The 24880-nt window shown below is 61.6% G+C and carries 22 protein-coding genes; 8 read left to right on the forward strand and 14 right to left on the reverse strand.

Annotation, left to right across the window (positions count from 1 at the left end; translation table 11 throughout):
• Nucleotide 1 precedes the first annotated feature (1 nt).
• Together LDN90_RS16960 and LDN90_RS16965 are read right to left on the reverse strand one after the other, a co-directional pair.
• Entirely contained in the window at nucleotides 2–1093 is a 1092-nt protein-coding gene (locus LDN90_RS16960; RefSeq protein ID WP_223946425.1) for an ABC transporter permease, read from the reverse strand.
• A gap of 125 nt (nucleotides 1094–1218) precedes the next feature.
• Entirely contained in the window at nucleotides 1219–2847 is a 1629-nt protein-coding gene (locus tag LDN90_RS16965; protein ID WP_223946426.1) for an ABC transporter substrate-binding protein, read from the reverse strand.
• Nucleotides 2848–3167: 320 nt separating this feature from the next.
• On the opposite strand from LDN90_RS16965, the gene LDN90_RS16970 reads away from it, so the two are divergent.
• On the forward strand, nucleotides 3168–3995 hold the full coding sequence (locus LDN90_RS16970) for a caspase family protein (RefSeq protein ID WP_223946427.1): 828 nt from the start codon (nucleotides 3168–3170) through the stop codon (nucleotides 3993–3995).
• A gap of 72 nt (nucleotides 3996–4067) precedes the next feature.
• Here LDN90_RS16970 and LDN90_RS16975 read toward each other — a convergent pair whose 3' ends face one another.
• Together LDN90_RS16975 and mnmA are read right to left on the reverse strand one after the other, a co-directional pair.
• Nucleotides 4068–5693, reverse strand: a complete 1626-nt coding sequence (locus LDN90_RS16975; protein WP_223946428.1) for a hypothetical protein — start codon at nucleotides 5691–5693, stop codon at nucleotides 4068–4070.
• Nucleotides 5694–5796: 103 nt separating this feature from the next.
• Nucleotides 5797–6918 carry a tRNA 2-thiouridine(34) synthase MnmA gene (mnmA, locus tag LDN90_RS16980; RefSeq protein ID WP_254186251.1) on the reverse strand — a complete coding sequence of 374 codons (1122 nt, stop codon included), beginning with the start codon at nucleotides 6916–6918 and terminating at the stop codon, nucleotides 5797–5799.
• Nucleotides 6919–7113: 195 nt separating this feature from the next.
• Between mnmA and LDN90_RS16985 the strand changes: the two genes are divergently transcribed.
• On the forward strand, nucleotides 7114–8367 hold the full coding sequence (locus LDN90_RS16985) for an FAD-dependent oxidoreductase (protein WP_223946429.1): 1254 nt from the start codon (nucleotides 7114–7116) through the stop codon (nucleotides 8365–8367).
• A 9-nt stretch (nucleotides 8368–8376) separates the two neighbouring features.
• Here LDN90_RS16985 and LDN90_RS16990 read toward each other — a convergent pair whose 3' ends face one another.
• Entirely contained in the window at nucleotides 8377–9606 is a 1230-nt protein-coding gene (locus LDN90_RS16990; protein WP_223946430.1) for a cysteine desulfurase family protein, read from the reverse strand.
• Between the two features lie 39 nt (nucleotides 9607–9645).
• Nucleotides 9646–10329, reverse strand: a complete 684-nt coding sequence (locus tag LDN90_RS16995) for a helix-turn-helix domain-containing protein (protein ID WP_216924052.1) — start codon at nucleotides 10327–10329, stop codon at nucleotides 9646–9648.
• Between the two features lie 91 nt (nucleotides 10330–10420).
• Between LDN90_RS16995 and LDN90_RS17000 the strand changes: the two genes are divergently transcribed.
• Complete coding sequence (locus LDN90_RS17000) at nucleotides 10421–10840, forward strand: hypothetical protein (RefSeq protein WP_216924053.1); 420 nt, start codon at nucleotides 10421–10423, stop codon at nucleotides 10838–10840.
• Nucleotides 10841–10843: 3 nt separating this feature from the next.
• Here the strand turns inward: LDN90_RS17000 and LDN90_RS17005 are convergent, their stop codons facing one another.
• Complete coding sequence (locus LDN90_RS17005; protein WP_223946431.1) at nucleotides 10844–11551, reverse strand: hypothetical protein; 708 nt, start codon at nucleotides 11549–11551, stop codon at nucleotides 10844–10846.
• 116 nt (nucleotides 11552–11667) lie between these two features.
• Nucleotides 11668–12594 carry a YegS/Rv2252/BmrU family lipid kinase gene (locus LDN90_RS17010; protein WP_223946432.1) on the reverse strand — a complete coding sequence of 309 codons (927 nt, stop codon included), beginning with the start codon at nucleotides 12592–12594 and terminating at the stop codon, nucleotides 11668–11670.
• Between the two features lie 122 nt (nucleotides 12595–12716).
• Between LDN90_RS17010 and LDN90_RS17015 the strand changes: the two genes are divergently transcribed.
• From LDN90_RS17015 to LDN90_RS17030, 4 genes are all read left to right on the forward strand, one after another.
• On the forward strand, nucleotides 12717–13661 hold the full coding sequence (locus LDN90_RS17015) for a J domain-containing protein (RefSeq protein WP_223949323.1): 945 nt from the start codon (nucleotides 12717–12719) through the stop codon (nucleotides 13659–13661).
• A 100-nt stretch (nucleotides 13662–13761) separates the two neighbouring features.
• A complete protein-coding gene (locus tag LDN90_RS17020) occupies nucleotides 13762–14229 on the forward strand; it encodes a tRNA (cytidine(34)-2'-O)-methyltransferase (RefSeq protein WP_216924056.1) in 468 nt (155 codons plus the stop codon).
• A 176-nt stretch (nucleotides 14230–14405) separates the two neighbouring features.
• Nucleotides 14406–15011, forward strand: coding sequence for an ECF RNA polymerase sigma factor SigK (gene sigK, locus LDN90_RS17025; RefSeq protein WP_254186254.1), 606 nt, complete (start codon nucleotides 14406–14408; stop codon nucleotides 15009–15011).
• A complete protein-coding gene (locus tag LDN90_RS17030) occupies nucleotides 15012–15842 on the forward strand; it encodes an anti-sigma factor (RefSeq protein WP_223946433.1) in 831 nt (276 codons plus the stop codon).
• Between the two features lie 97 nt (nucleotides 15843–15939).
• Here LDN90_RS17030 and LDN90_RS17035 read toward each other — a convergent pair whose 3' ends face one another.
• From LDN90_RS17035 to LDN90_RS17060, 6 genes are all read right to left on the reverse strand, one after another.
• A complete protein-coding gene (locus LDN90_RS17035; protein ID WP_223946434.1) occupies nucleotides 15940–17343 on the reverse strand; it encodes a gluconate:H+ symporter in 1404 nt (467 codons plus the stop codon).
• Nucleotides 17340–17885: a gluconokinase gene (locus LDN90_RS17040; protein WP_216924060.1), complete on the reverse strand. Its 546-nt coding sequence runs from the start codon at nucleotides 17883–17885 to the stop codon at nucleotides 17340–17342. The genes LDN90_RS17035 and LDN90_RS17040 overlap by 4 nt, the downstream gene beginning before the upstream one ends.
• A gap of 74 nt (nucleotides 17886–17959) precedes the next feature.
• Nucleotides 17960–18739: a PIG-L deacetylase family protein gene (locus LDN90_RS17045; RefSeq protein WP_223946435.1), complete on the reverse strand. Its 780-nt coding sequence runs from the start codon at nucleotides 18737–18739 to the stop codon at nucleotides 17960–17962.
• Nucleotides 18740–18744: 5 nt separating this feature from the next.
• Nucleotides 18745–19698, reverse strand: coding sequence for an electron transfer flavoprotein subunit alpha/FixB family protein (locus LDN90_RS17050; RefSeq protein ID WP_216924062.1), 954 nt, complete (start codon nucleotides 19696–19698; stop codon nucleotides 18745–18747).
• Nucleotides 19699–19710: 12 nt separating this feature from the next.
• Complete coding sequence (locus tag LDN90_RS17055) at nucleotides 19711–20514, reverse strand: electron transfer flavoprotein subunit beta/FixA family protein (RefSeq protein WP_216924063.1); 804 nt, start codon at nucleotides 20512–20514, stop codon at nucleotides 19711–19713.
• Between the two features lie 268 nt (nucleotides 20515–20782).
• On the reverse strand, nucleotides 20783–22453 hold the full coding sequence (locus LDN90_RS17060) for a trypsin-like peptidase domain-containing protein (protein ID WP_223946436.1): 1671 nt from the start codon (nucleotides 22451–22453) through the stop codon (nucleotides 20783–20785).
• 344 nt (nucleotides 22454–22797) lie between these two features.
• Here LDN90_RS17060 and LDN90_RS17065 point away from each other — a divergent pair, with 344 nt between their 5' ends.
• Nucleotides 22798–24849 (forward strand): TPM domain-containing protein, encoded by a 2052-nt coding sequence (locus LDN90_RS17065; RefSeq protein WP_223946437.1) that lies wholly within the window; start codon nucleotides 22798–22800, stop codon nucleotides 24847–24849.
• Nucleotides 24850–24880 lie beyond the last annotated feature (31 nt).

The raw sequence follows: 24880 nt of genomic DNA on the forward strand, positions 1-24880 counted from the left end.
GTCAGTACCTCACTCGGGGATCGATGAGCGCGGCAATGATGTCCACGATGAAGTTGGTCACGGCGACGATGATGGCCAGCAGCACGACAATGCCTTGGACAGCCACAAAGTCACGGGCATTCAGGTACTGCACCAACTGGTACCCCAGGCCCTTCCACTCGAAGGTTGTCTCGGTCAGGATGGCACCGCCGAGCATGAGCGCAATTTGCAGGCCCATGACAGTGATGATGGGGATCAGTGCAGGCTTGTAGGCGTGTTTGGTCACCAGCCGGAACTCACTAACGCCCCGGGAACGGCCGGCCTCAATGTAGTCCTTTCCCAGTGTGCCAATGACGTTTGTCCGTACCAGCCGCAGGAAGACCCCTGCGGTCAGCAAACCAAGGGCCACGGCCGGCAGGACAGCGTGGGATGCAACATCTCCAAGAGCAGCGAAGTTGCCGCTGCGGAGCGCATCCAGCCAGTAGATGCCTGATGGCGCTCCCAAGGTGCTCATGGTCAGTTCCGTGCGGGTGGAGGCGCGTCCTGCTACGGGGAACCATCCGAGCCACACCGAAAATGTCAGTTTGAGAAGCAGGCCGGAGAAGAACACGGGGGTGGCATAACAGAGGATTGCGAAGAACCGCAGGACGGCGTCGGAGCTCTTGTCGCGGTGTTGGGCGGCGATGAGTCCGAACGGGATACCGACTGCGAGCGCCACGATCAATGCGTTGATCGACAGCTCCAGCGTTGCGGCACCAAAGGTAGTGAGTACCTCCACGACTGGTCGACGATCAGTGATCGTCGAGCCAAAGTTGCCGGTGATGAGTTGGCCGAGGTATTCAAAGTACTGGATCAGAACCGGGCGGTCATAGCCGGCATCGTGGATTCGCTGGGCCAGTACATCCGGTGGGAGGCGTCCGCCTTGGGCAGCTGTGATGGGATCTCCAATGACCCGCATCAAGAAGAAGACCAGCGTCACCAGAATGAAGACGGTGGGGATGATCAGGAAGAACCTGATCACGATGTATTTTCCAAGGCCTCCCCCGGCCTTGGACTTGCTCTTGGGAGCTACTATTCCGGGCTCGGCCTCGGGTACCTCTATAAGTGTTGTCATTGTTACCTGTATTTCCTGCCCGTGGATTGCGCGGGATTGGCTCATGCATGCCGGCCACGATCGTGGTCAGCAAAGGAGGCGGGACACCGGATCAGTGTCCCGCCCCTTTCCATCACATGGTGTGGTTACTTGGAAACAGTCCCGAGGCGGAACTTGAATGAAGCGTCCAGTGTCTTGTCGACACCGTTGACACCACTTCCGACCACCGCCACCTGTGCGCCCTGAAGCAGCGGCAGTGTGGAAATGTCCTTCGCAAGGGCGTTTTGGACGTCCTTGATGGCGGTTTCACGGGCCGACTTGTCTGCCTCTGTAAGCTCCTTGTTGATGAGCTCGTTCACAGCATCGTTGTTGTAGTGGTTGTTCAGGAAGCCGCCCTTGGGGAAGAACGGCGTCAAGTAGTTGTCAGCGTCACTGAAGTCCGGGAACCAACCGAATTGGAACAGCGGGTACTCATCGGCGCGGCTAGCCTTGGTATACGTGACCCATTCGGTGGACTGCAGGTTCACCGTGAACAGCCCGGACTTCTCCATCTGCTCCTTGACCATGGCGTATTCGTCACCCGACGACCCACCGTAGTGGTCCGGGTTGTACTGCAGGTTCAGGGCCACTTTTTCAGTGATTCCGGCGTCTGCCAGCACCTTCTTGGCCTTGTCGAGGCTTGGCTTTCCTGCGTCGCCGTAGGCATCCTTGAACGACTCGTTGGCGCCCAGGAATCCGCTCGGAACGTTGGAGTACAGCGGCAGGTAGGTGCCCTTGTAGACCTGGTCCGCAATCGCCTGGCGATCGACAAGGTTGGCTATTGCTTGCCGGACCGCCAGGGCCTTTGCCGGATCTGCGCCCGGCGCCTTGGTGCCGAAAGGCATGGTGTCGAAGTTGAACGTGATGTAGCGGATCTCGCCACCTGGACCGACCAGAACCTTGACCTTGGAATCCTTCTTGAGGTCGTCAACATCGGTGGCACTCAGGCTGCGGAACGCCACATCGAGGTTGCCCTGCTGGATATCCAGCTTCAGGTTCGTAGGGCTGGCGTAGTACTTGATCGTGGCGGCGTCATTGGCCGGCTTGCCAAGGACACCCTTGTAGTCGGGGAATGCCTTCAGGCTGACCAGTTCATTCTTCTTGTAGCTATCGATCGTGTACTGCCCGTAGAACGCTTTGGCCTTGATGATTTCGTCGTCAGGAAGGACCTTGTCCGCGGGGAAGACTTCATCGTCCACAATCGGCGCAGCTGGGCTGCTGAGGATAAACGGGACGGTCTGGTCGTTGGCCAGCTTCGACTTGAACACCACCGTGTTGGCATCCGGGGTGGTCACGCTCACAATGTTGGCCAGCAACGACGCCGGGCCGGAGGGGTCGTTGATGGCGACCTGGCGGTCAAAGGAGAACTTGACATCCTTTGAATCCAGCGTGTGTCCATTGGCCCATTTCAGGCCGGACTTGAGCTTGACGGTGTATTCGGTAGGTGCCGTGAACGACGACGACTCCGCAAGGTCCGGGACCGGTTCTGCACCGCCTGGCTTGGAGTTCAGCAGGAACGAGTAAATCTGGTTCATCACCATGAATGAACCATTGTCGTAGGATCCTGCCGGGTCCAATGCGGTGACTTTGTCTGTGGTGCCGTAGGCGATCGGGCCGCCGGCAGCCGGGGCGGACGATGAACCGCCGCCGGAGGGGCCCGTGCATGCAGTCAAAGCGAGGGCGGAAACGCCCGCCAGCGCGATAACGCCATGCAGGGCCTTCTTCTTCAGTGCCATCTGTGAACCTTCTGTTCGATGGATTAGGCGAACCGCCGTGGGATATTTGTGACGGAGCGCACTCTTGATTCCACGATTCAATCAGACTTCCGCGCCCCGGGGCCCTTGATTTTGTGATTCGAGACACAATATTTACCAACCAGTAGGTTTTCCAGTGGACGCTAAGGCATTGCCCCTGAAGGAGCGCCGGAATATCTTTATTCCGAGTTGATAAGCGCTGGATCACGGACAGGCAGAACACGGCCGTGGACAGCATCCAGGCGGCGGTTCAGGGGGCCGCCGAGGTAATGGGTGCAAGGACCAGTCCTAAGGACGGGAACATGAGCAAGGCAGCCCTCTGTGTGGGGATCAACAAGTTCAAGTATTTACCCGAATCGAGCTGGCTTCACGGTTGCGTTAATGACGCTGAAGACCTGGCCGCCCTCCTTGGGGCGCAGTACGGTTTCGCTTCCTCCAGCATCAAGGTCCTAAGGGATGCCAAGGCCACCAAAAAGTCCGTAATGGCCGAACTCAACAAGTTGGTCGACAGCGCGGTGGAGGGAGCGTCCAACCATATTGTCTTCACCTTCTCCAGCCATGGCACGCAGATACCCGATACCAGCGGCGATGAGGTGGATCGGCTGGACGAGGCCTTTGCCTGCTATGACATCAACAACGCCGGCGACTCCTGGGACCCGGAGACAGTGATCAGTGACGACGAGTTGGCCACGCTCTTCGGGCGTCTGCCGGAGGGTGTCCTCATGGACGTCGTCCTGGACACCTGCCACAGCGGCACTGGACTGAAGTCCCTGGACCTCTTGCCGGGCAGACGCCCGCGTTTCCTGCCTGCCCCAACACCCCGGGCCGCGATCGCGAACGAGTTCAGCGACGCCCGCACCCTTCGCGATTTGGTGAAATCAGCCACACTGTCCAAGCCTGTGCTGATGGCAGCCTGCCGATCTGACCAGACTGCTGCGGACGCCCTGATCGAGGGCCGCTACAACGGAGCCTTCACCTATCATTTCGTCAAGGCCCTGCAGGGCAACGGCACAGCAGTGCGTGCGGAAGTCCTGAAGCTGGTGAGCAAAGCGCTCAAAGGCGGCGGTTTTGATCAAATCGCCCAATTGGAAGGCACGACGGCGGCACGCAAGGCTGCCTGGGGCAGCTAACCTTCCGTTGGCGTCACCCCCGGGGCATCAGCTATCGCCCGCGCCTATGCCGCCGGGCCTATTCCCCCGTACCTATTCCCCTGTGCCGTGGAACTTGTGCCTGGCACCGGAAGATGCGGCTTCCTCGACGTCGTGCTGTTGATCGGAACCAAACAGCATCCCCTGCCGCTCCCGGTCCATTACTGGTTTGAGCGCGGCATAGACCAGGCGGCCACCGGCGTCGAATCTGAGGATTCCTCCTCCACGGACATCCACGAAATCCCGCCGCGTCTTCAAGCCAAGGCGGACATAGGCCTCCTTGCGGCTCATCCGCACCGTTTGAATGAATGATGCCCCGATTTCGGAGATGATGAAGCCGTCCGGTGACACGCGTTCGGACGTGCGCACCCGCGTGGAGCTCAGTGGAGTGCGCCGCTCCAGCCGGGCCGCGTCCAGGAGCCTCGGGTTTTCCCACACGAAGCGTTGGACTTCCTGGGGGTCTGACCCCAAGGCCGACAGTCGGATTGGATAGCGAAGCCCCTGGTAGTTATCCACCCCGCTGATGTTGTTCAGCGACACCCGGCGGATCCCTATGGCAGAGAATTCCGTTTGGAGGGCGTCCCGATAGCCGTAGGTGTCTTCCGGGACCATGTCCAGGTCTGCGGCAATGATGCCACGTAGGAGATCCCGCCAAGTAACGTCCACAGGTGGCATGTAGGAAAGGCCCCTGATCACCATGCGCAGGACCCTCATGGCCACAATGGAACCGGATTCCGCTTTCTGCTGCAGGCTTTGGTTGTCCCCAAAACGGGCATTTCTTTCCGACCACAACCGCTGGACGGCCCGGAGTACTGCCCCGACCACCACCGCCCCGCGGGCATGCGGGTCCAGCATGGTTTGCCAACCCTCAGGAACGGCGCCAACAAATGGTTCCCTCAACGGACCACGGGCGAAAAGGTCCCTCGCAAAGTCAAAGAGGGACCTTATCAGGATCGCGTCGTCCACCACCTGCCCTGCCTCAAACCCTTCCCCGGCAGCTTCAAGTTGCCGGAAGACCACCTCACGGGATGAAAACACCGACAGTATGGCCACCAGGTCTGCCAGTGCCTCGTGCATGGCAAGTTGCTCCATGGTGGCCAGCTGGTCCGCCCACGCAGGCCGGAAGCCGTCCAGGATCGCGTGGGTGACTTCGTGGGCAACAATGTCCCTGAACAGCGCAGTGGGTACTTTGTAGCCCATGCGGTCCACGGAGCCGAAGCGTATGGTGTTGGTACCGCGCTCATATCCGGTATCGATGGCTGTGACACGATCCCTTGCCTTCAGGACCACCCGCCCCTCCGGATTCCAGGGCATTCGCCGGCCGAGCGTGGATTCGAAGATCTCCAGGGTGCTCATGGCCACGCCGTAGACGTGCTGGGCGAGGAAACGGGTATCGTCCAGGAGTTCGCGGAGGTCCGTGGGCGGAGCTTCTGAAACCAGTTGCCAGGGGTCGCCTTGGCGAGTCAGGGTTACTGGAGACACATTGGTGCCGCGCCACTTCCGGATGTGGATCGCGTAGCGGTGTCCAGTGGGGCCACGCCGGAGCCGCTCTACGGGTATCCGTACCTGGGCTGTCAGCGGTGGAGCCCCGCCGCTGCCTATCGGCCCCTCTGCAAGGACCGTCACGGAGACCATCTGCCCTGCTTTGATGTCTCCCGGGCTCTTCTTTGGAAATGCCACAGCCATCGCCATCTTCGAATGCGGACCCCAACACACCGCAGCGGTTGCGCTGCTTAGGCCAGTATGGGGGCCCTCAAACCCGGAGGCAATAATCCGGTGACAGCTAAAGAACTGCCCTCTGCAGGGAACGTGCGGCGTCGATGGTTGCCTGTCCCAGTACCCGGGTGCCCTGATACAGCACGACGGTCTGGCCAGGCGCCACTCCCCGTAGCGGTTCGGTCAGGGTGACCACGAGTTCGGCCCGCTCAACACCCTCTTCATCGGCAACCGGCTCAATGTGTGCACGGGCCGGAACGGGATCACCATGTGCCCGCACCTGGGCGTGGCACTCGAATTCTGCACCCGTATCAACCTCGGAGATGGGCAGGCCAGCCCATGACACCTTGATGCCGCGGATTTCATCGATGGCAAGGAGCGCTTCCGGCCCCACAACCACCTTGTTTTCCTTCGGACGGATTTCCAGGACAAACCGGGGCTTACCATCGGAAGCCGGCGTGCCCAGCTTCAGTCCCCGGCGCTGGCCGACGGTGAAGGCGTTGGCACCAGGGTGCTCGCCTACCTTCGTGCCGGTTTCGTCCACGATGTCGCCAGTTGTCATTTCGATTTTCTCGGCCAGCCAACCACGCGTATCTCCATCGGAGATGAAGCAAATATCGTGGCTATCCGGCTTGTTTGCCACCGACAAACCCCGCCTTTCGGCCTCAGCCCTTACCTCGGCCTTGGAAGGAGTGTCCGCAAGCGGGAACATGGAGTGCTTAAGCTGCTCATGGGTCAGTACGCCCAGGACATAGCTTTGGTCCTTGGCCCAGTCCGCCGCCCGATGCAGTTCACGGTTGCCGTCGGCGTCTTCGATGACTTTGGCGTAGTGCCCGGTGCATACAGCGTCAAACCCCAGGGCAATGGCCTTTTCCAGCAAGGCAGCAAACTTGATGCGCTCGTTGCAACGCATGCACGGATTCGGGGTGCGTCCTGCAGCATATTCGTCGATGAAGTCCTGGACGACATCTTCCTTGAAGCGTTCGGAGAAGTCCCAAACATAGTAGGGAATCCCTAGGACATCACAGGCGCGCCATGCATCGCGGGAGTCTTCGATGGTGCAGCAGCCCCGGCTTCCGGTGCGAAGGGTGCCGGGCATGCGCGACAACGCAAGGTGGACTCCGACGACGTCGTGTCCGGCCTCGACGGCGCGGGCGGCGGCCACGGCGGAGTCGACTCCGCCGCTCATTGCTGCAAGTACTCGCATGCTGGCTTTCCGTGGTTTAGGGGTTTTGGCTATTGAATCCGGCTGAGGCGAGCCGGCACGCCCAACTATTCTAGCTCCCGCACCAATGTGCGCGCTAAATCCCTTGACTGGCCATAGGACGAAATCTAAAGTCAAAGTAAGTTGTTTTAGAAAGGCAAAGACAAAAGGTGGGCTGAAATGACGCATGAACGAATGCTCATCGCCGGCGGCGGCCTGGCCGGTGCAACCGCAGCAAAAACCCTTCGCTCAGAAGGCTTTGCTGGACCCGTTACCCTCCTGGCATCCGAGGAGCGGATCCCTTACCTTCGGCCGCCCCTGTCCAAGGAGTTCCTTCTGGGCAAGGCCGACGAAGATAGCGTTCCGGTGGTGCCAGCCGGCTGGTACGAAGAAAACGACGTCGAACTGCTGTTGGGCAACCCTGCAATGGGCATCGATGCCGGGAACCGAACCGTAACCCTTCAGGACGGCCGGACCCTTGACTACGCCAAACTGCTGATAGCCACCGGGGCGCAACCCCGGCGCATCCCGCTTCCCGGCATTGACCTGGAGGGCGTGATGACTTTCAGGACCTTTGAGGACAGCCTGCGCCTGCAGTCCCTGCTCAGGGACGGAGGCAAGCATGTGGTCATGGTGGGTTCCGGGTGGATCGGCATGGAGCTGGCCGCGGCTGGCCGCAGTTACGGCAATGATGTGGTCCTGCTCGGCTTGGAAGAGATTCCACTTAGTGCCGCCATCGGCCCTGAACTGGGCAACTACTTCCGGGCATTCCACGAAGAGAACGGCGTCAGCTTCAGGCTACCTGCGAGCGCTTCTGCCATCGAGGGGAATGATGGCCATGTCTCCGGAGTCCGAACCAACGCGGGAGAAGTCCTACCCGCGGATATCGTCATCATTGCAGTGGGGGTGGTGCCCGACACATCGTTGGCAGAAACAGCAGGGCTAAGCCTGGACAACGGAGTCCTGGTGGATTCCGCTCTTCGCAGCAGCGCCCCGGACATCCTGGCAGCAGGTGACGTTGCCAACGCCCTGCATCCCTTCACCGGCGAGCACCATCGCAGTGAGCATTGGGCGAATGCACTCAATGGCGGCAAAGTGGCCGCAAAGACGATGCTGGACCAAAATGCCGCCCTGGATGTTGTGCCGTATTTCTATACGGATCAGTTCACGCTCAGCATGGAGTACTCGGGTTTCCCTTCGCTGACCTCCGGGGTGGAGCCCGTGATTCGCGGCTCGCTCGATGACGGCAGTTTCATCGCGTTCTGGATGCGCGATGGCCAGAAGGAGCAGGGCGAAGTGGTGGCCGGAATGAGCGTGAATATGCGCCGCGTGCAGAAGCCCATCAAGGCGCTGATTTCCGGCCGGGTGCCCGTAGACATAACCCGTCTGACAGATGCCGACGTTCCCCTTGAGGAACTGTTGCCCCACGCGTGAAACCCGGCGCTAAAACTCCGTTGGCCCTCGCCGCGCCACCGTTGCCGCTGTCTGGATGCTGGATTCATGACCGGCCATGCCTGCTTGCCGAGCCCGCGAACAGGCCTCCGGCAGCGCCTTAAGCAGTGCCTCAACATCGGCTTCTGTTGAGCTGTGCCCCAGCGTGAAACGTTGAGCACCACGGGCAGTGTCTTCATCCAGCCCCATGGCCAGGAGGACGTGGGAGGGACGGGGCACCCCCGCGGTGCAGGCCGAACCGGTAGATGACTCAACGCTTGCGAGGTCCAGAAGAAACAGGAGCGAATCTCCCTCGCACCCAGGAAAAGTGAAGTGGGCGTTGCCGGGCAGTCGGCCTTCCCCAGGTGCCCCACGGAGCACAGCGTCAGGAACAGCCTGCCGAACCCCGGCAATGAGACGGTCGCGCAGCCCGCTGATGCGCTCGCCCTCAGCGGCCAGGCTACCTGTAACGGCCTCCGCAGCTGCCGCAAAGGCAGCAATAGCCGGAGTGTCCAGCGTTCCCGAGCGCACATCGCGCTCCTGCCCGCCGCCATGTTGAACCGGAGTCAACTTGATCGCGCGTCCGAGGAACAACGCGCCAACGCCGACGGGCCCGCCGAGTTTATGCCCCGAGACTGACATTGCAGCGAGCCCGGAAGCCCGGAAATCGACCGGAACGGAACCGAAGGCCTGGACCGCATCCGAGTGCACCGGAATCCCGTATCGGCCAGCCAGCTCCACTATCTCTGCAACGGGCTGAATGGTGCCCACTTCGTTATTGGCCCACATCACCGTGACAAGCGCAACGGAGTCGGGGTCACGTTCCAGTTCGCGCTGCACGGCATCAAGTCGCACCGCACCCTGGGCATCGACCGGCAACCACACGGCCTCGGCTCCCTCATGACGCTCAAGCCACTCCACTGTGTCCATGACCGCATGATGTTCGACGGCGGAGCACAGGATACGGGTCCGGCGGGGGTTTTCGTCATGGCGGGCCCAGAAAAGGCCCTTGACGGCCAGGTTGTCGGCCTCAGTCCCACCCGAGGTGAAAATTACCTCGGAAGGGTGGGCCCCGGCGGCGGCCGCCAACGTTTCGCGCGCATCTTCCACCGCGCGCCGTGCCCGCCGCCCGGCTCCATGGAGGGAGGACGGGTTGCCGGTCCGCGCCAGCTCGCGCGTCATGACGGCAAGGGCTTGGGCCGACATGGGGGTGGTGGCGGCGTGGTCGAGGTATACAGGCACGTTGCAATTCTACCGGCGGCGTCAGCGTCAGGTCCGGGGTCAGGTTTTTGGGCCTGGTTCCAAGCTGCCGATCCGGGCACAGCAATGGCCAGGGCCAGGTTCCGGAAGGACGTTGTCAGCACTAAGACCGGATGCGGTGGCCGCGCCCTTGAGGAACGCGCCGTTCATGGCGCAGACCACCTCCTCATGATCCTGCGAAAGCCGATGGAACGGACAGTTAAGCAGTCGGTACCCTCCCGCGTCATCAGCCATTGGCTCATAGCCGAGGTCCGCCAAAGCACCCAGGAAATCGCCGGGCCGGCCCGCTTCCTGGCCCTTGCGGCCCGCAACATCCAGCAAAGCGTCCCGCACGGGAAGTTCCCCTTTCAGGGAACGCGTGATAGCCGTAGCCATCAGATCCCCGGCCAGATCGTACTGGCGCTCAGGGACAGAGGCACCAACCTCATCCATGGCCGGGCGGTAGAGCTTGGCAGGCCGACCCGAACCAGGCCCGGCTTTGTCAGAGGACTTTCTGAACTCCACCTGCAAGACTCCGTCCTTCACCAAACGATCCAGATGGAAGGAGGCCGTGCTTCGGGGAATACCGAGGGCACGGGCCGCTTCGTCCCGACCGACCGCATCTGCGGCGCCGCGCACGTAGGCGAACAACACCCTGCGGTTGTCGTCGTCCAAGGAGGCGATCGCCGAGATCCTTTGGAGCCAAGAGTGGCGTGCAGTGGTCATACAGTCAGAATATCTCTAAAAACAAGATTCGTTGCTTAAACTTCGGCTCGGATCTAAAATCAAGTTACCTATTTTTAGAAAGGAATGCGTCATGGAAGCCGCAACCACCCACATGAGCCCGAAGTCCAGCCACAGCGACCTCCGGGACCCTTCCCGGCAGGCCTTTCTCCTCCTGAGGACGGTCTTCACGATTGCCCCGATCATTTTCGGGCTCGATAAATTCAGCAACCTCCTGGTGGACTGGACTGTCTACTTGGCGCCCGCAGCCACCGCCGTGGTACCTGTTTCAGCCCAGACCTTCATGTACGGCGTGGGAGTCATCGAAATTATCGCCGGCATCCTCGTCGCCCTGCGGCCACGCTGGGGATCCCTCGTTGTCGCAGCCTGGCTGCTCGGCATCATCGTCAACCTGCTGGTGCTTGGCTCGTTCTTCGACGTAGCGCTGAGGGACTTCGGCCTGCTGGTGGGAGCACTCGCGTTGAACCGCCTGGCCACCGCGTTCAAGAAATAACTCTCAGGCTGGTGGGACCACGGCCAACCGGGACTGGACCTCAGCCCTGGCCTTGGCCAGGGTCCCGCTATCCGGACAAGCAACCGATATGTAAACAGAGGAAGCCGGGCTGCTGAAGAGCCTGGCAAGGACCACGGAAGCGACACCGCCGGAAGCCGGAGCTGATTCCAAGGCCAATAATTCCACGCTATGCTCCGGCTTGCCCGAATCCTGGCCCCACCGCAATGAGGCCGGCGTTAGCTTGTCCACAGCGATGCCTGGAACCACGTAACGGAACAGTTCCTTCGTGGACGCGGCGTCATCCCCCGGCACTACCAATGGCCCCTGGTTAAGGCTGACCCGGACAACCACCGCGCACCCATCTGTCTTTGCGTACCGGGTTTCACCTTGCAAGCCGGAGTGCACAACGGACCATCCTGGCGCCTCCTCCAGGCGGCTGGACACTAATACCGGGTCTCCGGGCGCCAAAGTTCCTCCCGCGTCCAAAGGCAGGTCCTTCGCGGCGAGAGCCTCAGCATCGTGTCCGGGCGTGATGGTTGGGGTGGAAAGCGTCGACTCCGAAGGTGAAGGCTTCGGTGCTGCGGGGTCAGGCACGTTCACACTGCATCCGGCAAGCAGCGCACCCAAAGCAGCCACAGCAGGCACGACGCCCAAACCAGGTACAGCGCCCACCAACGCCCGGAACTGCCGTCGTCCAACACCCCGCGTCATTGGCGATCCTTTCTTTTGCCGGCCAGCCACGTCTGCCGCGATCGAGTCTAACCTCCCGCCACAGCGGACCGTGGCCGGCGGACCTCAGACTGGTCAAACGGCTCCGGGCAGTTCAACTATGCAAGGACGCGCAGACCCCCGGGCACAACCTCGACCTCCACAGGCAACCTGCCCACGCGCTCGCCGTCGGCGTAAGCCACAACGCCTTCTGCCTCCAGCCGCACCTTCCGGACCCGGCGGATCTCCACGGCCGGATGGCCAAGGTGTTTGCCGGCGAACACCTTGGGAAACACTGCCAGGAAATTCAGCCGCGATAACGGCTTGACGATGAACAAATCCAGCCACCCGTCGTCGGGTAAAGCATTGGGCGTTATTCTCATCCCGCCGCCGATCGATTGGCCGTTCGCCACGGAAATCAGCAACGCCGGTTGGCGCCACTGCCCGCCGTCGGCCGTAACTGTGTATTCGATACGCCGGAAGGAACCGAGTTCCCGGAGCATCGCCAGGTTGTAACGGCTCTTTCCCTTGGGCCAACGCCACGAGTTCGCCCTCTCATTGACGGCAGCGTCAAATCCAGCAGACAGGACCCCCGCAAAATAGCTGCTTCGGCCGCCTGCGGTGACGCGTCCGGCGTCGATCTTCCGCCCGCCCGATGGCATTGACGCCAGCAAACGATCGCACGCCGCCTTTGTGTCCTTGAGTGGCAAGCCCAGCAACCTGGCAACATCATTGCCAGTGCCAGCGGGAACAATTCCCAGGGGAACGTCCTTTCCGGCGAGCGCATTGACACCCAAATGGACCATGCCGTCCCCGCCCACCACAACCAGCGCACTGATGCCTGCAGTTATTGCCTCATCAACCAGGGTTCGGACGTCGTCATAGCTTCCTGCTTCCAGCACGACGACGTCACAACCGCCAGCGCGAAGCGAGGCTGCCGCCTCGTCCCCGGCGAGGCCGCGACGGCCGAACGATGCTGTTGGATTTATGGCAAGGGCGATCTTCTCCGCCGAGTGCGTGGGATTCTTGGGCGCCGGAGGATTCACCTGCTGAATTATGCCAGCCGGGAACCACCGCGCCCGCTGCCGACGTTCTCATAGTGGCTGGATAAACTGGCCATACCGCCCCGCGAGTGGAGCGGACCACCATCCTAGAGAAGGGCCTGTGCTTGGCCGAGGGCAGCAGTTCCCACTATCAGGTTCTTCGCGTGTCCGTCACTGCGACTGACAAGGAGATCAAGGTGGCCTATCGGAAGGCCGCCCGGATGGCCCACCCCGATCACGGCGGCGAGGCCGAAATGTTCCGTCGCGTAACGCTCGCGTATGAGACCCTGATTGATCCGAAGCGGCGGGCCGAGTATGACCGCAGGTATGCCAGCGGCGCTTCCGGACGCAGCCAACCGCGTCCGGGAGACTATACGGGTGCATCTGCGCCCGGTCCGGCCACCAGTGCCGGGGTCAGGCGTCCGCAGGCCCAGCGCAACACGGCAGGCGATCCGCCCGTTTACGTTCCGGCCTTTGATGACCCGCTGGAGGTTCCGCTCATTTCAAAAGCGGAAGCCGCCCAACAGGTCCATGGATTGCCGCGAAAACGTGGCATATTCGGTGCCGAAGCGCGCATCCAGCGCGAGATGCGTACGGTTCAGCTCATCAGCAGGCAGGTCCTGCCCGCCATCCCCGCCGCAAGGCTCATCAATGGGCTCCGCTCCCCCTCTGACAACAACCACATCGACCACGCGGTGCTTTCCGGCTACCGGCTGGCGTTGGTTGGTTCCATGCTGTTGCCCAAGGGCGCCTATGCATGGGACGGCAATTCGCTGCGCCACGGCGGCCGGTCTGTGGCTCCGCCGCAGCTGGCCCACATTGTCCGCCACATGCAGGACCTCTTCCCTGAGTTGAACGTCACCGGCTGGGTGGTCCTGCACAGTCCTGACGGCAACCTGCACGAACCGGTCATTGACCAGTACGGCAAAGGACAGTCCAGCCATAACGCGGTTGAGGTGGTCAATGGTGCAGGATTGGTCCGCGGTTTGAAGCAGTTCCTTGCTTCAGGACCAGCACCCAACACGGTGGTGGTTCCAGTTCTTGCCCGCTTGCTCCGCGGCATGCACTGACATCTTGCTTTCGCCGGCACTGGGTGGCTCAGAATGAAGCCAACGCAATGGGACCGGCTGCAATGGGACCGGCTGGGACGGGACTGGCTAGGATGGGACGGTGTTCCGCATCCTCTTCCACACTCCAGAAATCCCGGGCAATACGGGCAACGCTATTCGTTTGGCCGCCATCACCGGCGCCGAACTCCATCTGGTGGAGCCTCTGGGCTTTGACTTTTCCGATGCCAAGCTGCGCCGGGCGGGCCTGGACTACCACGATCTCGCCGTCGTCACGGTCCATAAGGACATCAACGCGGCATGGGCAGCCCTGCAGCCTGAGCGTGTGTTTGCGTTTACGTCCGACGGCGAAACGTCCTACACGGATATCAACTACCGTGAGGGTGACGTACTGATGTTCGGCCCTGAATCTGTCGGGCTCCCGGATTGGCTGAAGAAGGATTCGCACGTCACTGCCCGGGTGCGGCTCCCGATGCGGCCTTCCCTGCGTTCACTGAACCTGGCAAACGCCGCGTCCATCGCCGTTTTCGAGGCGTGGCGCCAGAACGGATTTGCCGGCGCCAAGGTGTAGCCCATCCACGGCGCCCGCAGCTGCGAATAACCTATGCAGGATGAATTCCTGCTTTGGACATTCGATGAGGGAGCCACATGAGCGCGCTCGAGGCCAGGGTAGTGACGGCAAGCTGCACCGCCGCGCCACTCCCTCGTGCTGCCCGTTTCAAACCGCACGACTTATGCTGGACAGTGATGGACACCCCCAACAATCCCGGTCCCCCGGTCGTCGAGACTTCCGGGACCGCGAAAGACCTGAACCCGCAGCTCGCGGGACTGCTTGAGTTGGTTGCAGCTGGCGACCAAGAGGCCTTTGCCGAGTTCTACCGATTGACGTCCAAACGCGTCTTCGGCATGGCCAGGCGCGTCCTGGTCGATTCCGAACTGAGTGAGGATGCCACCCAGGAAGTCTTCATCCAGGTCTGGCAAGGCGCCGCAAAATTCGACCCCGCGGCCGGCAGCCCCCTGGCTTGGCTGATGACCATCGCGCACCGCCGGGCCATCGATCGCGTCCGTGCCGTCCAGGCGGCCACAGACCGCGAAGCCCGATACGGGGCGGCGAGCCAGGAACTTGATCGCGACGTCGTGTCCGAAGAAGCCGACACAAACTTTGAGGCCGAGGCAGTCAGCCGGTGCCTGGGCACTTTGACGGACACCCAGCGCGAGTCCGTCCGCCTTGCCTATTACGGTGGGCTCACTTACCGGGAGGTCGCTGAGCACCTCGGTGCCGCAGTTCCCACCATCAAGTCCCGCATTCGCGACGGACTCCTGCGCTTGAAGACCTGCTTGGGGGTGGGCTGAATGAGCGAGAACAACGGTGGAGGATTTGTCCGCAGAATGTTCGCCAATGACATCGCAACCGACTTGGCCGAGGGCCGTGTCCTCGAACTCGCGGAAATCTATGCCTTGGACGCCGTCACTGAATCCGAACGGGCACTGATTGACGAATACGTCAAGGACGCTCCGGAAGGTCCAGCGTTCCAGGAGCGGGTCCGGCAGGCCCGCGAGACCCTGGTGGTGGGTTTCACTCCTGAAGAAGAACCGCCCCCTGCCGTCTTCGCCAACATTATGGACCGGATCAACCGGGAATCTGCCATGGACTCCCCCGCCAGGACCGGCATTAATGTAGAGGCGGAGCCAATCCTCGACGAACTGGCCCGCGCCAGGACCAAGCGCGGAGAACGCCGCCTCGGGCGGGGACGCGCATGGCTGGTTGGCGCAGCGGCTGCTGCCGTCATCGCTTTGGGTGGCGTAGGTGTCGGCGTGTACGTTGCCGGCCAGAACGATCCCGTGAACCAGGTCCTGCAGGCCCAGGATGTCCAAAAGAAGACGGCCCAGGTTCCCGGCGGCGGGACGGCTACAATTTCAGCTTCCTCCACCAAGGACTCCTTTGTGGTGCTGATGGACGGCGTAGCCCCGGCCCCCGACGGTAAGGTCTACCAGTTGTGGACGTTGCCGAAGGATGGGTCAGCCCCCGTGCCGCAGGGCACTATGGACGCCGAGACGTTGTCCAAGCCGGCAGTGGTGAAGGGATTGTCCTCAGCTTCCTCGGTGGCCATTACGGTGGAGCCCGCTGGCGGATCAAGCTCGCCCACGCAGCCGCCTGTGTTGGTGGTTCCGCTGAGCGCCTGATGTCAGCCAAGGCTGGCCCCAACGCTTAAGGCCCGACGGCGGCCGTCCCACCAAGGTGGGGCGGCCGCCGTCGTTCTTGCCTGCAGTTGACCGGCAGCTACAACACGAGCGACAACAGCATCACGAAGCCGAACCCAACCAGGGAGATCAATGTCTCCATCACAGACCAGGTCTTGAAGGTCTGCCCGACTGTTAGGCCGAACAACTCCTTGACCAGCCAGAAACCGGCATCATTCACGTGCGAAAGGAACAATGAGCCTGCACCGATCGCCAAGGCGAGCAGTGCCGCGTGGGTTGGGGTCAAGCTGCTGGCCAGGGGCGCGACAATGCCGGCGGCAGTCACGGTTGCAACAGTTGCCGAGCCTGTGGCGAGCCGGAGAGCCACCGCCACAATAAAGCCCAGCACGAGGACGGACATGTTGGCCCCTTCCGCCCACTTCTTGACGGCGTCGCCCACGCCGGCACCAATCAATGTCTGCTTGAACCCACCGCCAGCTCCAACAATCAGAAGGATTGCTGCGATCGGGCCCAGGCTGTCGCCCAGCTTGGCAGTGATCTTGCTGCCGGTGAATCCCACTGCATACCCGAAGCTCACAATGGCAGCGAGTACGGCCAGTGTCATGGCCACCAGGGGCTGGCCCACGAAATCGAAGAAGATCCTGATCATCGGAGCGGTTGCGGCGTCCGGCCAGATGATGTCACCCAAAGCCTTTAGCAGCATGAGGACTACCGGGAAAATAATGGTCAGCAGCGTCACCAGGAACGAGGGCTGGCGCTTGACGTCGCTGAGGTCAGCGCGGTGCTGGGTGTCGATGCCACCCGCCACGGCGGGAGCGTCCACCGGAACCCACCGCGCAGCCAGCCGCGAGAAAAGCGGTCCACAAATGATGACCGTGGGAATGGCCACGAGAATGCCCAGGCCCAGTGTTGTTCCCAATTCGGCTTTCACAGCGCTGATGGCAATCAGCGGCCCCGGGTGCGGGGGCACCAAGCCATGGAGCACTGAAAGGCCCGCCAAAGCCGGGATTGCGATGCGCATGAGCTTCATCCCGGATCTCTGCGTCACGAGGACAATCACGGGAAGCAGGAGCACAAGACCGATCTCGAAGAACATCGGCAGGCCAATGATCACTGCCACGAGCGTGATCATCCAGACGATCTTGTTGCCGGTGGCTTTGGCCAACAAGGTGTCCACTACCCGGTTGGCTCCACCGGAGTCCGCAAGCAACTTGCCAAGCATTGCGCCCAAGGCAATCAGCAGGCCGACTTCCTTGAGGACGCCGCCAACTCCGTCCTCAAAGTTGGTAATGACCTTGCCCAGTTCCACGCCCGAGGCGAGGCCGACAAACGCCGAGCCCAGCACCAGCGCCAGGAATGGGTGGAGTTTCAGCTTTGCGATCAGAACCACGATCAGGGCAATGCCCACGGCTGCCACCACAAGAAGCTGGGTGTCGTGCCCGGTCCACTCCTGTACCTGCGTGGCAGTTTCCACGGCGATCACGTGGCGCTCGCTTCGGAACCTGCACCCACGGGGCGCAAGCCGAGCCGCTCGATGACTTCGTCCGCTTCCTCAGCGGGCGATGCTGAAACACACAGCGAGATATAGTTCTCGTCTTCCGTGGGTTCCTCGAGTGCTTCAAACTGGGACTCCAGGAGCGACGGCGGCATGAAGTGGCCGTGCCGCGACGCGAGCCGGTCCGAGATCTTGTCTTTGCTCCCTTGCAGGAAAACGAAGACAACCCCTTCGCCCCGGAGTACGTCGCGGTACTTCTTCTTCAATGCCGAGCACGTGATGATGGCCGGCGTACCGGCATCGGTGTGTTCCCGGATCCAGTCGGCAATGATGCCAAGCCAAGGCCACCGGTCCTCATCGCTGAGTGCCTGGCCCGAGTGCATCTTGGCCACATTCGCTTCCGGATGGAGGTCGTCGCCTTCGGCGAGATCCCATCCAAGCTTTCCGGCCAGTACGCCGGCTACTGTCGACTTGCCCGAACCGGAGACTCCCATAATCACCAGTACGGGTTGCTGTGCAGTCTTCGCCATCAAAGTCTGCCTTCCTCGAATAAATATGATTTAACCGAGGTCCAGCATATGACACGGGTTACATATCGGCAATGTCAGAAGCCGGCGATAGTACTGGATCCGTTGACGGACACCACGTGGAAACTCTCAGCACTGGTCCCGGCAGGAAGCCCTGCACGCGCACCATTGGCCATCAACATGCCACGGACCACGCGCTCCATCCCCTCTATGTCCGGGTGCTGGCTCGCGTGGATGCGGATCGCATCGAGCTTGGCATCAACATGCTTGGTGACGTCCACGAAATGGTTCTCACGGTCCGCTGGACTGGAGATAAACCAGAGCCAGGGCAGTTTGTAGGCCGCGAGTCCGGCCTCAGCCAACTCAGGGTACGCAAAGGGATTCTCCACAGCGGGATATACCGCCCTGGTCACGGCTTCCCCGGCTGCGAGGTGGTCGGGGTGGCTCTTCTGAAGGCGGTCCCAGTTCCGTTCCGGGTGCATGGTCAACACGATGTCCGGGCGGACTTCCCGAATGAGCTTCACAACCTGCTTGATGACGTTGTGTGTCGGCTCGAGGTAGCCGTCGTGTTCGTGCAGGTACCGGATGTCGTTGACTCCCACCAACTCGGCTGCGCGTTGCTGTTCGGTGGCACGGAGTTCGATAATGCGTTCCCGGTCAACGGGATCAAACCCGCCGGCGTCGCCGTCAGTCATGATGCAGTAGGTGACCTGAACGCCCGCAGCAGTCCAGGCAGCTATGGTTCCTGCAGCTCCAAAGTCGATGTCGTCAGGATGGGCAGTAAAACAAAGCACCCGCTCAACACGCTCCGTGGAGGCGTTGAACGGGCTCTTTGCTGACGGAACGCCAGAAGTCAAAGGGATCAGCCTTTCCGCTTTTTGATCTCAGCTGTTGCCTGCGGCACGACTTTGAACAGATCGCCGATGATGCCGAAGTCCGCGATCTCAAAGACAGGAGACTCTGCATCCTTGTTGATGGCCACAATGACCTTGGATGTCTGCATTCCAGCCTTTTGTTGGATTGCTCCTGAGATGCCTGCCGAAATATACAGCTGCGGAGAGACAGTCACACCGGTTTGGCCCACTTGCGCGTCGTGGCCAATCCAGCCAGCATCTGTTGCTGCACGGGAAGCGCCAACGGCAGCACCAAGAGCATCAGCGAGTTCTTCCAAGGGGCCAAAGTCGCCATCGACACCCCGCCCGCCGGCCACGACGATCCGGGCCTCGCTGAGGTCGGGCCGGCCACTGGCGGGCTTCTCCGTGCGGGAAGAGATCCGGGCCGCATTAGCTGCTGCGTCCGCAGGAACCTCAACCTTGGCTGTCGTGGGAGCTGTGGCTGCGCCTGCAGGCTCTGTTTCGACGATGTTCGCTTTTACCGAAAAGACCGACACTGGAGTGGTGGCCTTCGCCGTGGTGTTGTACGAACCCGCGAGAACCGACTTGTGGGCGGTGCCATCCGCATCCAGACCAACGACATCCGTGATGACTCCGGCGTTCAACTTAATGCCGAGTCGTCCCGCGATCTCTTTGCCCTCGGGCGAGTTTTCGATCAGGACAGCCGTGGCGCCTGAAGCCGCCACTGCAGCCGCGAGGTAGCCGGCCTTTGGCGCAACCAGGTAGTCGTCAAGGTCCTCCACGGAGGGCTGGTAGATCGTCGCCACGCCATAGGCACCCAAGGTGGCAGCGACGTCGTCGGTTAATTCACCGTTGATCGCGACGGCGGTCTCCCCCAGCTTCCGCGCTAGGGTCAGGAGCTCCAAACTGCTCTTCTTGAGCGCGGCCCCGGGGTTATCAATGAAAACAAGTGCATTAGCCATGGTTGGAGTCCTTTAGAGCAGCTTCTGTGCGGCCAGGAAGTCGACGAGCTTGATGCCGGCGTCGCCCTCGTCGGTGATGATCGTACCTGCGGTCCTGGGCGGGCGGGCAGCTGCAGACTCCACAACTGTCCACGAGCCTGCTTGGCCTACCTCGGAAGGATCGACACCGATATCGGCAAGCGACAACGAGGCAATCTTCTTCTTCTTGGCTGCCAGGATTCCCTTGAAATTGGGGTATCTCGGTTCATTGATCTGGTCTGTGACCGAGACGAGCGCCGGGAGCTGCGCTTCGACGGTTTCCGAGTGGGAGCCGGCATCGCGACGTGCCACGACGGTTCCGCCGTTAACCTCGAGGCTGGATGCAAACGTAAGCTGCGGGAGCGACAACCGCTCGGCCAGCTGGGCCGGGATGAGCGAGGTCTCGCCGTCCGTGGAAGCCATGCCGGTCAGGACCAGGTCCACCGGGCGTCCGTCTGCGGAGAGATGGCGGATGGTGGCTGCAAGCGCCAACGAGGTGGCAGCGGCGTCCGAACCAGCCAGCGCGTCATCGCTCAGGTGGACTCCGGAGTAGGCGCCAATCTGCAACGACTTCTTGACTGCGTTTACCGCACCGGAGGGTCCCATGCTGAGGGCAATGACCTCGTTGCCGGCTTTGGCCCCGCCACGCTCTTCAGCCAGCTGCAGTGCTGCCTCAAGGGCGTACTCGTCAAGTTCGGACAAGATGCTCTCATCGCGGTCAGTCGTGTTGCCGGGTCCGGTGATGTGCCGGTCGAACTGCGCGTCCGGGACGTGCTTGACCAGAACGACAATCTTCAATGTCTCTTCCACTGTCTTCGAAGCAGCCTTCCATGCTTGTGGACGGCCAACCGCAGGAGCGTGGCCGTGAATTGCCCAGCGCGTGGGCTTCCCCTAGCTAAGCATATTGCCCGCAGAAACCCGCAGAAAAACGACTGTGCGTTAACGCCTGTTTCATGAGCTACGTCAACAGAGGCACAACGCCTGCGTCAACAGGAGGACGGGTGACACCTGTGAGGTGGCACCCGCCGTCGTCCGCTTTGCCAGCAGGTTCCTGCTGTTGGGGTTGTTACTGCTGTGCGGCGTCCAAAGTAACTTCTACTTCCTGCGGCTGGCCGTTGCGCTGAATGGTTACCTTGACCTTGGCACCGGCGGGCTGTTCGCGGACGGCCGCGGTCAATTGGTTGGGATCAGTCACCTGGTAGTCACCGAACTTGGTGACGACGTCGCCAACCTTGATGCCTGCCTTGGCCGCGGCCGAACCCGTTGTCACCGAGGCCACCTCTGCGCCAACCGAGAACCCTGAATCATTGTTCGTGGACGACTTCGATCGTACAGAGACACCAAACTGGCCATGGCTTGCCTTGCCGGTATCGATGATTTCCTGCGCAACGCGCTTTGCGTGATTGATCGGAATGCTGAAGCCCACACCGATGTTTCCGGTGGAGGAATCCGCTGTGCCACTGCCCGCCGAAGCAATAGCCACGTTGACGCCGATGATCTCGCCCTTGCTGTTTACCAGCGCACCACCCGAATTGCCCGGGTTGATGGCTGCGTCTGTCTGGATCACGTTGATCGAAATCGAGCCCTCATTGGCACTGGGCTGGCTCTGGCCCCCACCTGGAGGTGCAAACTGGAAGCCCTGGTCACCGCCCTGGGAATTGTCAGTGCCTTCCTTCGGGGCGGCAGAGGAAGCGACGCTAATGGTGCGGTTGAGGGTGGAGACAATACCGTCCGTGACAGTGCCCGTTAGGCCAAGCGGCGAACCAATCGCAACGGCGGTATCGCCCACGTTGATTTTCGAGGAATCCCCGAGTGTGGCCGGCACCAAACCGGACGTATCGTCCACCTTGATAACTGCGAGGTCGGAGAGCGGATCGGTTCCAACAACCTTCGCCTTGAGAACCTTTCCGTCACTTGTACGGACCTCGATGGCAGCATTGGATGTTGCACCATCCAGCGTGACGACGTGGGTGTTGGTCAGGATGTGGCCTTGGTCATCGATAATAATGCCGGACCCTGTTCCGCCCTCGTTTCCACTGGTTGCCTTGATGGTGACTACGCTCGGCGACGCCTTGGCTGCTGCTGCCGTGATGACGTTGACGTCGTCCTTGTTATTCACGATCACCGTGCTCGACTGGCCACCACTTGAGGCCGCCGGTGCCGGGTTGTCCAAAAGCGCGGTGCTGCCTGCCACCACACCGCCACCTACGAGGCCGGCGGCAAGGATGCTGGCTATGAGCGTTCCGATACCGAATGCCGGCTTGCGCTTGGTGCCAAGGGAGGACTGCTGGCCCGGAGCGCTGTGGAGGTTTGGGTTCCCTGGATTGCTGCCTCCGCCATAAAACGGCTGGTGCTGCGGGTAGTTGGGACGATGCCCCGGGTCTTGGTGCTGGGGACCGCCGTAGTACTGCGGCTGGCCTGTGTTTCCGTGAGGCTGGCCGGTGCTTCCCTGCTGGCCGGTGCTTCCCTGGGAACCCGGGTTGCCGTCAGGGCGTGTGTTGGTGTGCAGACCTTGGTTTGCATTGGTGTGAGGTGCCGGTTGGGCCGGCGGCTGAAAGGCCGGCAGCGGAGTCGTTGCATGCGGACCGGTTCCCTGCCCGGAGTTCCAGCCAGACTGCTGCGCCTGCCGCTGCGGCTGCTGGTGGGTGGCAGCGGAGTCAGGCCTCGCAGCGGGATCCCGCGGCTCGGACGGATCACGGTTCTCTGGTGCGGTGCCCTGCGCTGGGTTCTCCGTCATGGGTCTTCCTTTCATCCTTGTCTTCCATAACTATGGCCTTTTTTACTGGAACAAAATCGGACGTTCGCTGGGAGCTTCCTGAAAGCCGTTGGCCGTGCTCCAACAGAGCCCGCGTTGAGGCCACATGGCAACCGCACAGAGCCTCAACGCCCAGGCATCGCGCGTTTCTCCTGTGTTTCGCTGGTGGCATATTCAAGGCTGTGGACGGGGTATGGGGTGCACCATAGAATCAAGTGGAATTGCCACAGCGACCTGCGGCTTTACAAACCATGCGTGGGGGCGCTGAGCATTCTGTGACGATTGGTTCGCCTTGTTCCAGTCGCAGACGTGCTGAAGGGTTGCACATGCGGTCAATAGTGAAACGTGTACTCGCCGTGATTGGCGTGGCTGGAATGTTGGCCCTCCCGGCCAGCGCCGCCTGGGCTGCGGATCCGGTGACCATACCGTCCGGCACAAACATCGTCGATGACGCCAACGTCCTTGGCAGCCGGAAGGGCGAAGTTCAGGACGCCATCCAGAAGACCCTCAAGGACCACAAGTACAACCTGTACGTGGTTACGGTGAACTCCTTCGAAAACCCTTCCTCCCCTGCGGACTGGGTTAAGGCAGTTGCCACGAAGAAGGGCATGGGCAAGGCCGATGCAATCTTGGCGATATCCACAGCCGGCCAGTACAACTTTGCCTTGAATTCCGGGAGCTCCATTTACTCCAAGCAGTCCACCATCGCGCAGAATGCCGTGGCAGCGAACCTGGGCGGCGGCAAGAAGGACTACGCCCAGGCCGCCATTGACACCGCTGCTGCCATTGGCGACGCGGCAGGCGGTGGAAGCGGTACCGTGCCAAGCGGCAACGGCAGTGCCGGAGTCCTCGTCGGTGTTGGCGTAGTAGCAGCAGGGGGCGCGGCCACCTATCTCTACCTGCGAAACCGGCGCAAGAAGGCCGGCCAGGCGTCCAGTGCCAGCTACGGCCCGCAAGGACAAGAGCTTGACCCGCTGGCAGCACTGAGTATTCCAGAGCTGCGCCAGAAGAGCGGCTCGCTGCTGATCGAAGCTGATGACGCCATCAAGTCCAGCGAACAGGAGCTCGGCTTCGCCCAGGCCCAATACGGTGACTCTGCGATTGGCAACTTCACCAAGGCCCTGCAGGAAGCCAAAGCCCATATGACCGAATCGTTCAAGTTGCAACAGCAGCTGGACGACCATATACCGGACACCGAGGAACAACAGCGCACATGGCTCGGAGAGATTATTCGCCGTTCAGAAGCGGCACTCGCATCACTACGTGACCAGAAAGCGGACTTCGACTCCCTTCGTGAACTCGAGAAGAAGGCCCCGCAAGCGTTGGCCACAGTCACCGCAGGCGCCCGGGAGGCCGACTCCAGGATCGCCACCGCAGAGCAATCCCTCGAGGGCCTCCGCAGTAAGTACGCCGAATCTGCCTTGACGCAGGTCTCAGACAACATCCTGCAGGCCAAGGAACGCCTTGCTTTCGTGCAGAACGCTACCACCACCGCCCAGGAAAAACTGGCTGCCGGCGAAAACAGCCTGGCTGCCGTAGCTGTCCGCGCTGCCGAAGAGAGCCTGCACCAGACAAACGTCCTGATCGATGCCATCTCCAAGACTGCAGGCAGCCTTGACGAGGCACGCGCATCGCTGGAAAGCGCGGTTGCGGAGACCAGCCAGGACCTCGCGCAGGCCAGGGCCATGATCCAGTCGGGTGAACATCCCGAACTCGCTGGGCCCGTGGCTGGTGTGGAGGCGGCGCTGGGTCAAGTCAAGGCTGAAATCCAAGGTGGCAAGATCGACCCCATTGCTACGTTGACCCGCGTAGAAACAGCGCACCAGGCGCTTGATCAGTCGTTGTCCGGCATCCGGGACCAGCAGGAACAGGCCCGCCGTGCCCAAGCATCCTTGCAGCAAACCATCATGGCGGCACAGGCCCAGATCAGTGCTACCTCGGATTACATCACGGCCCGTCGGGGTGGCGTTGGCACGGAGGCCCGCACCCGGCTCGCCGAGGCCCAGCGCAATCTCGACTATGCTTTGTCGATCTCGCGCAATGACCCGGTGACGGCTCTGACCTATGCCCAGCAGGCACACTCACTCGCCGCGCAGGCAGCACAGCTGGCGCAGGCCGACGTCGACCACTTCGGCTATGCCGATCAAGGCTACGGCCGCGGTGGCATGTTCGGCGGTGGCGGCGGAGGTGGCGGTCTTGGAGGCGCGATCCTCGGCGGCATTCTGATTAACTCCATCTTCAACAGCGGTGGCGGCGGTTGGGGCGGCGGCCACAGCGACGGCGGTGGCGGCGGCGGGTTCTTCGGCGGCGACTCCGGCGGCGGCGACTGGGGCGGCGGTGGAGGAGACTTCGGTGGCGGCGACTCCGGAAGTTTCTAGCCCCACAGTTTAGATGGGGTCCATGCCCCGT

Origin of the sequence: Arthrobacter sp. NtRootA1 (assembly GCF_019976975.1) — a bacterium.
Lineage (GTDB): Bacteria > Actinomycetota > Actinomycetes > Actinomycetales > Micrococcaceae > Arthrobacter > Arthrobacter aromaticivorans.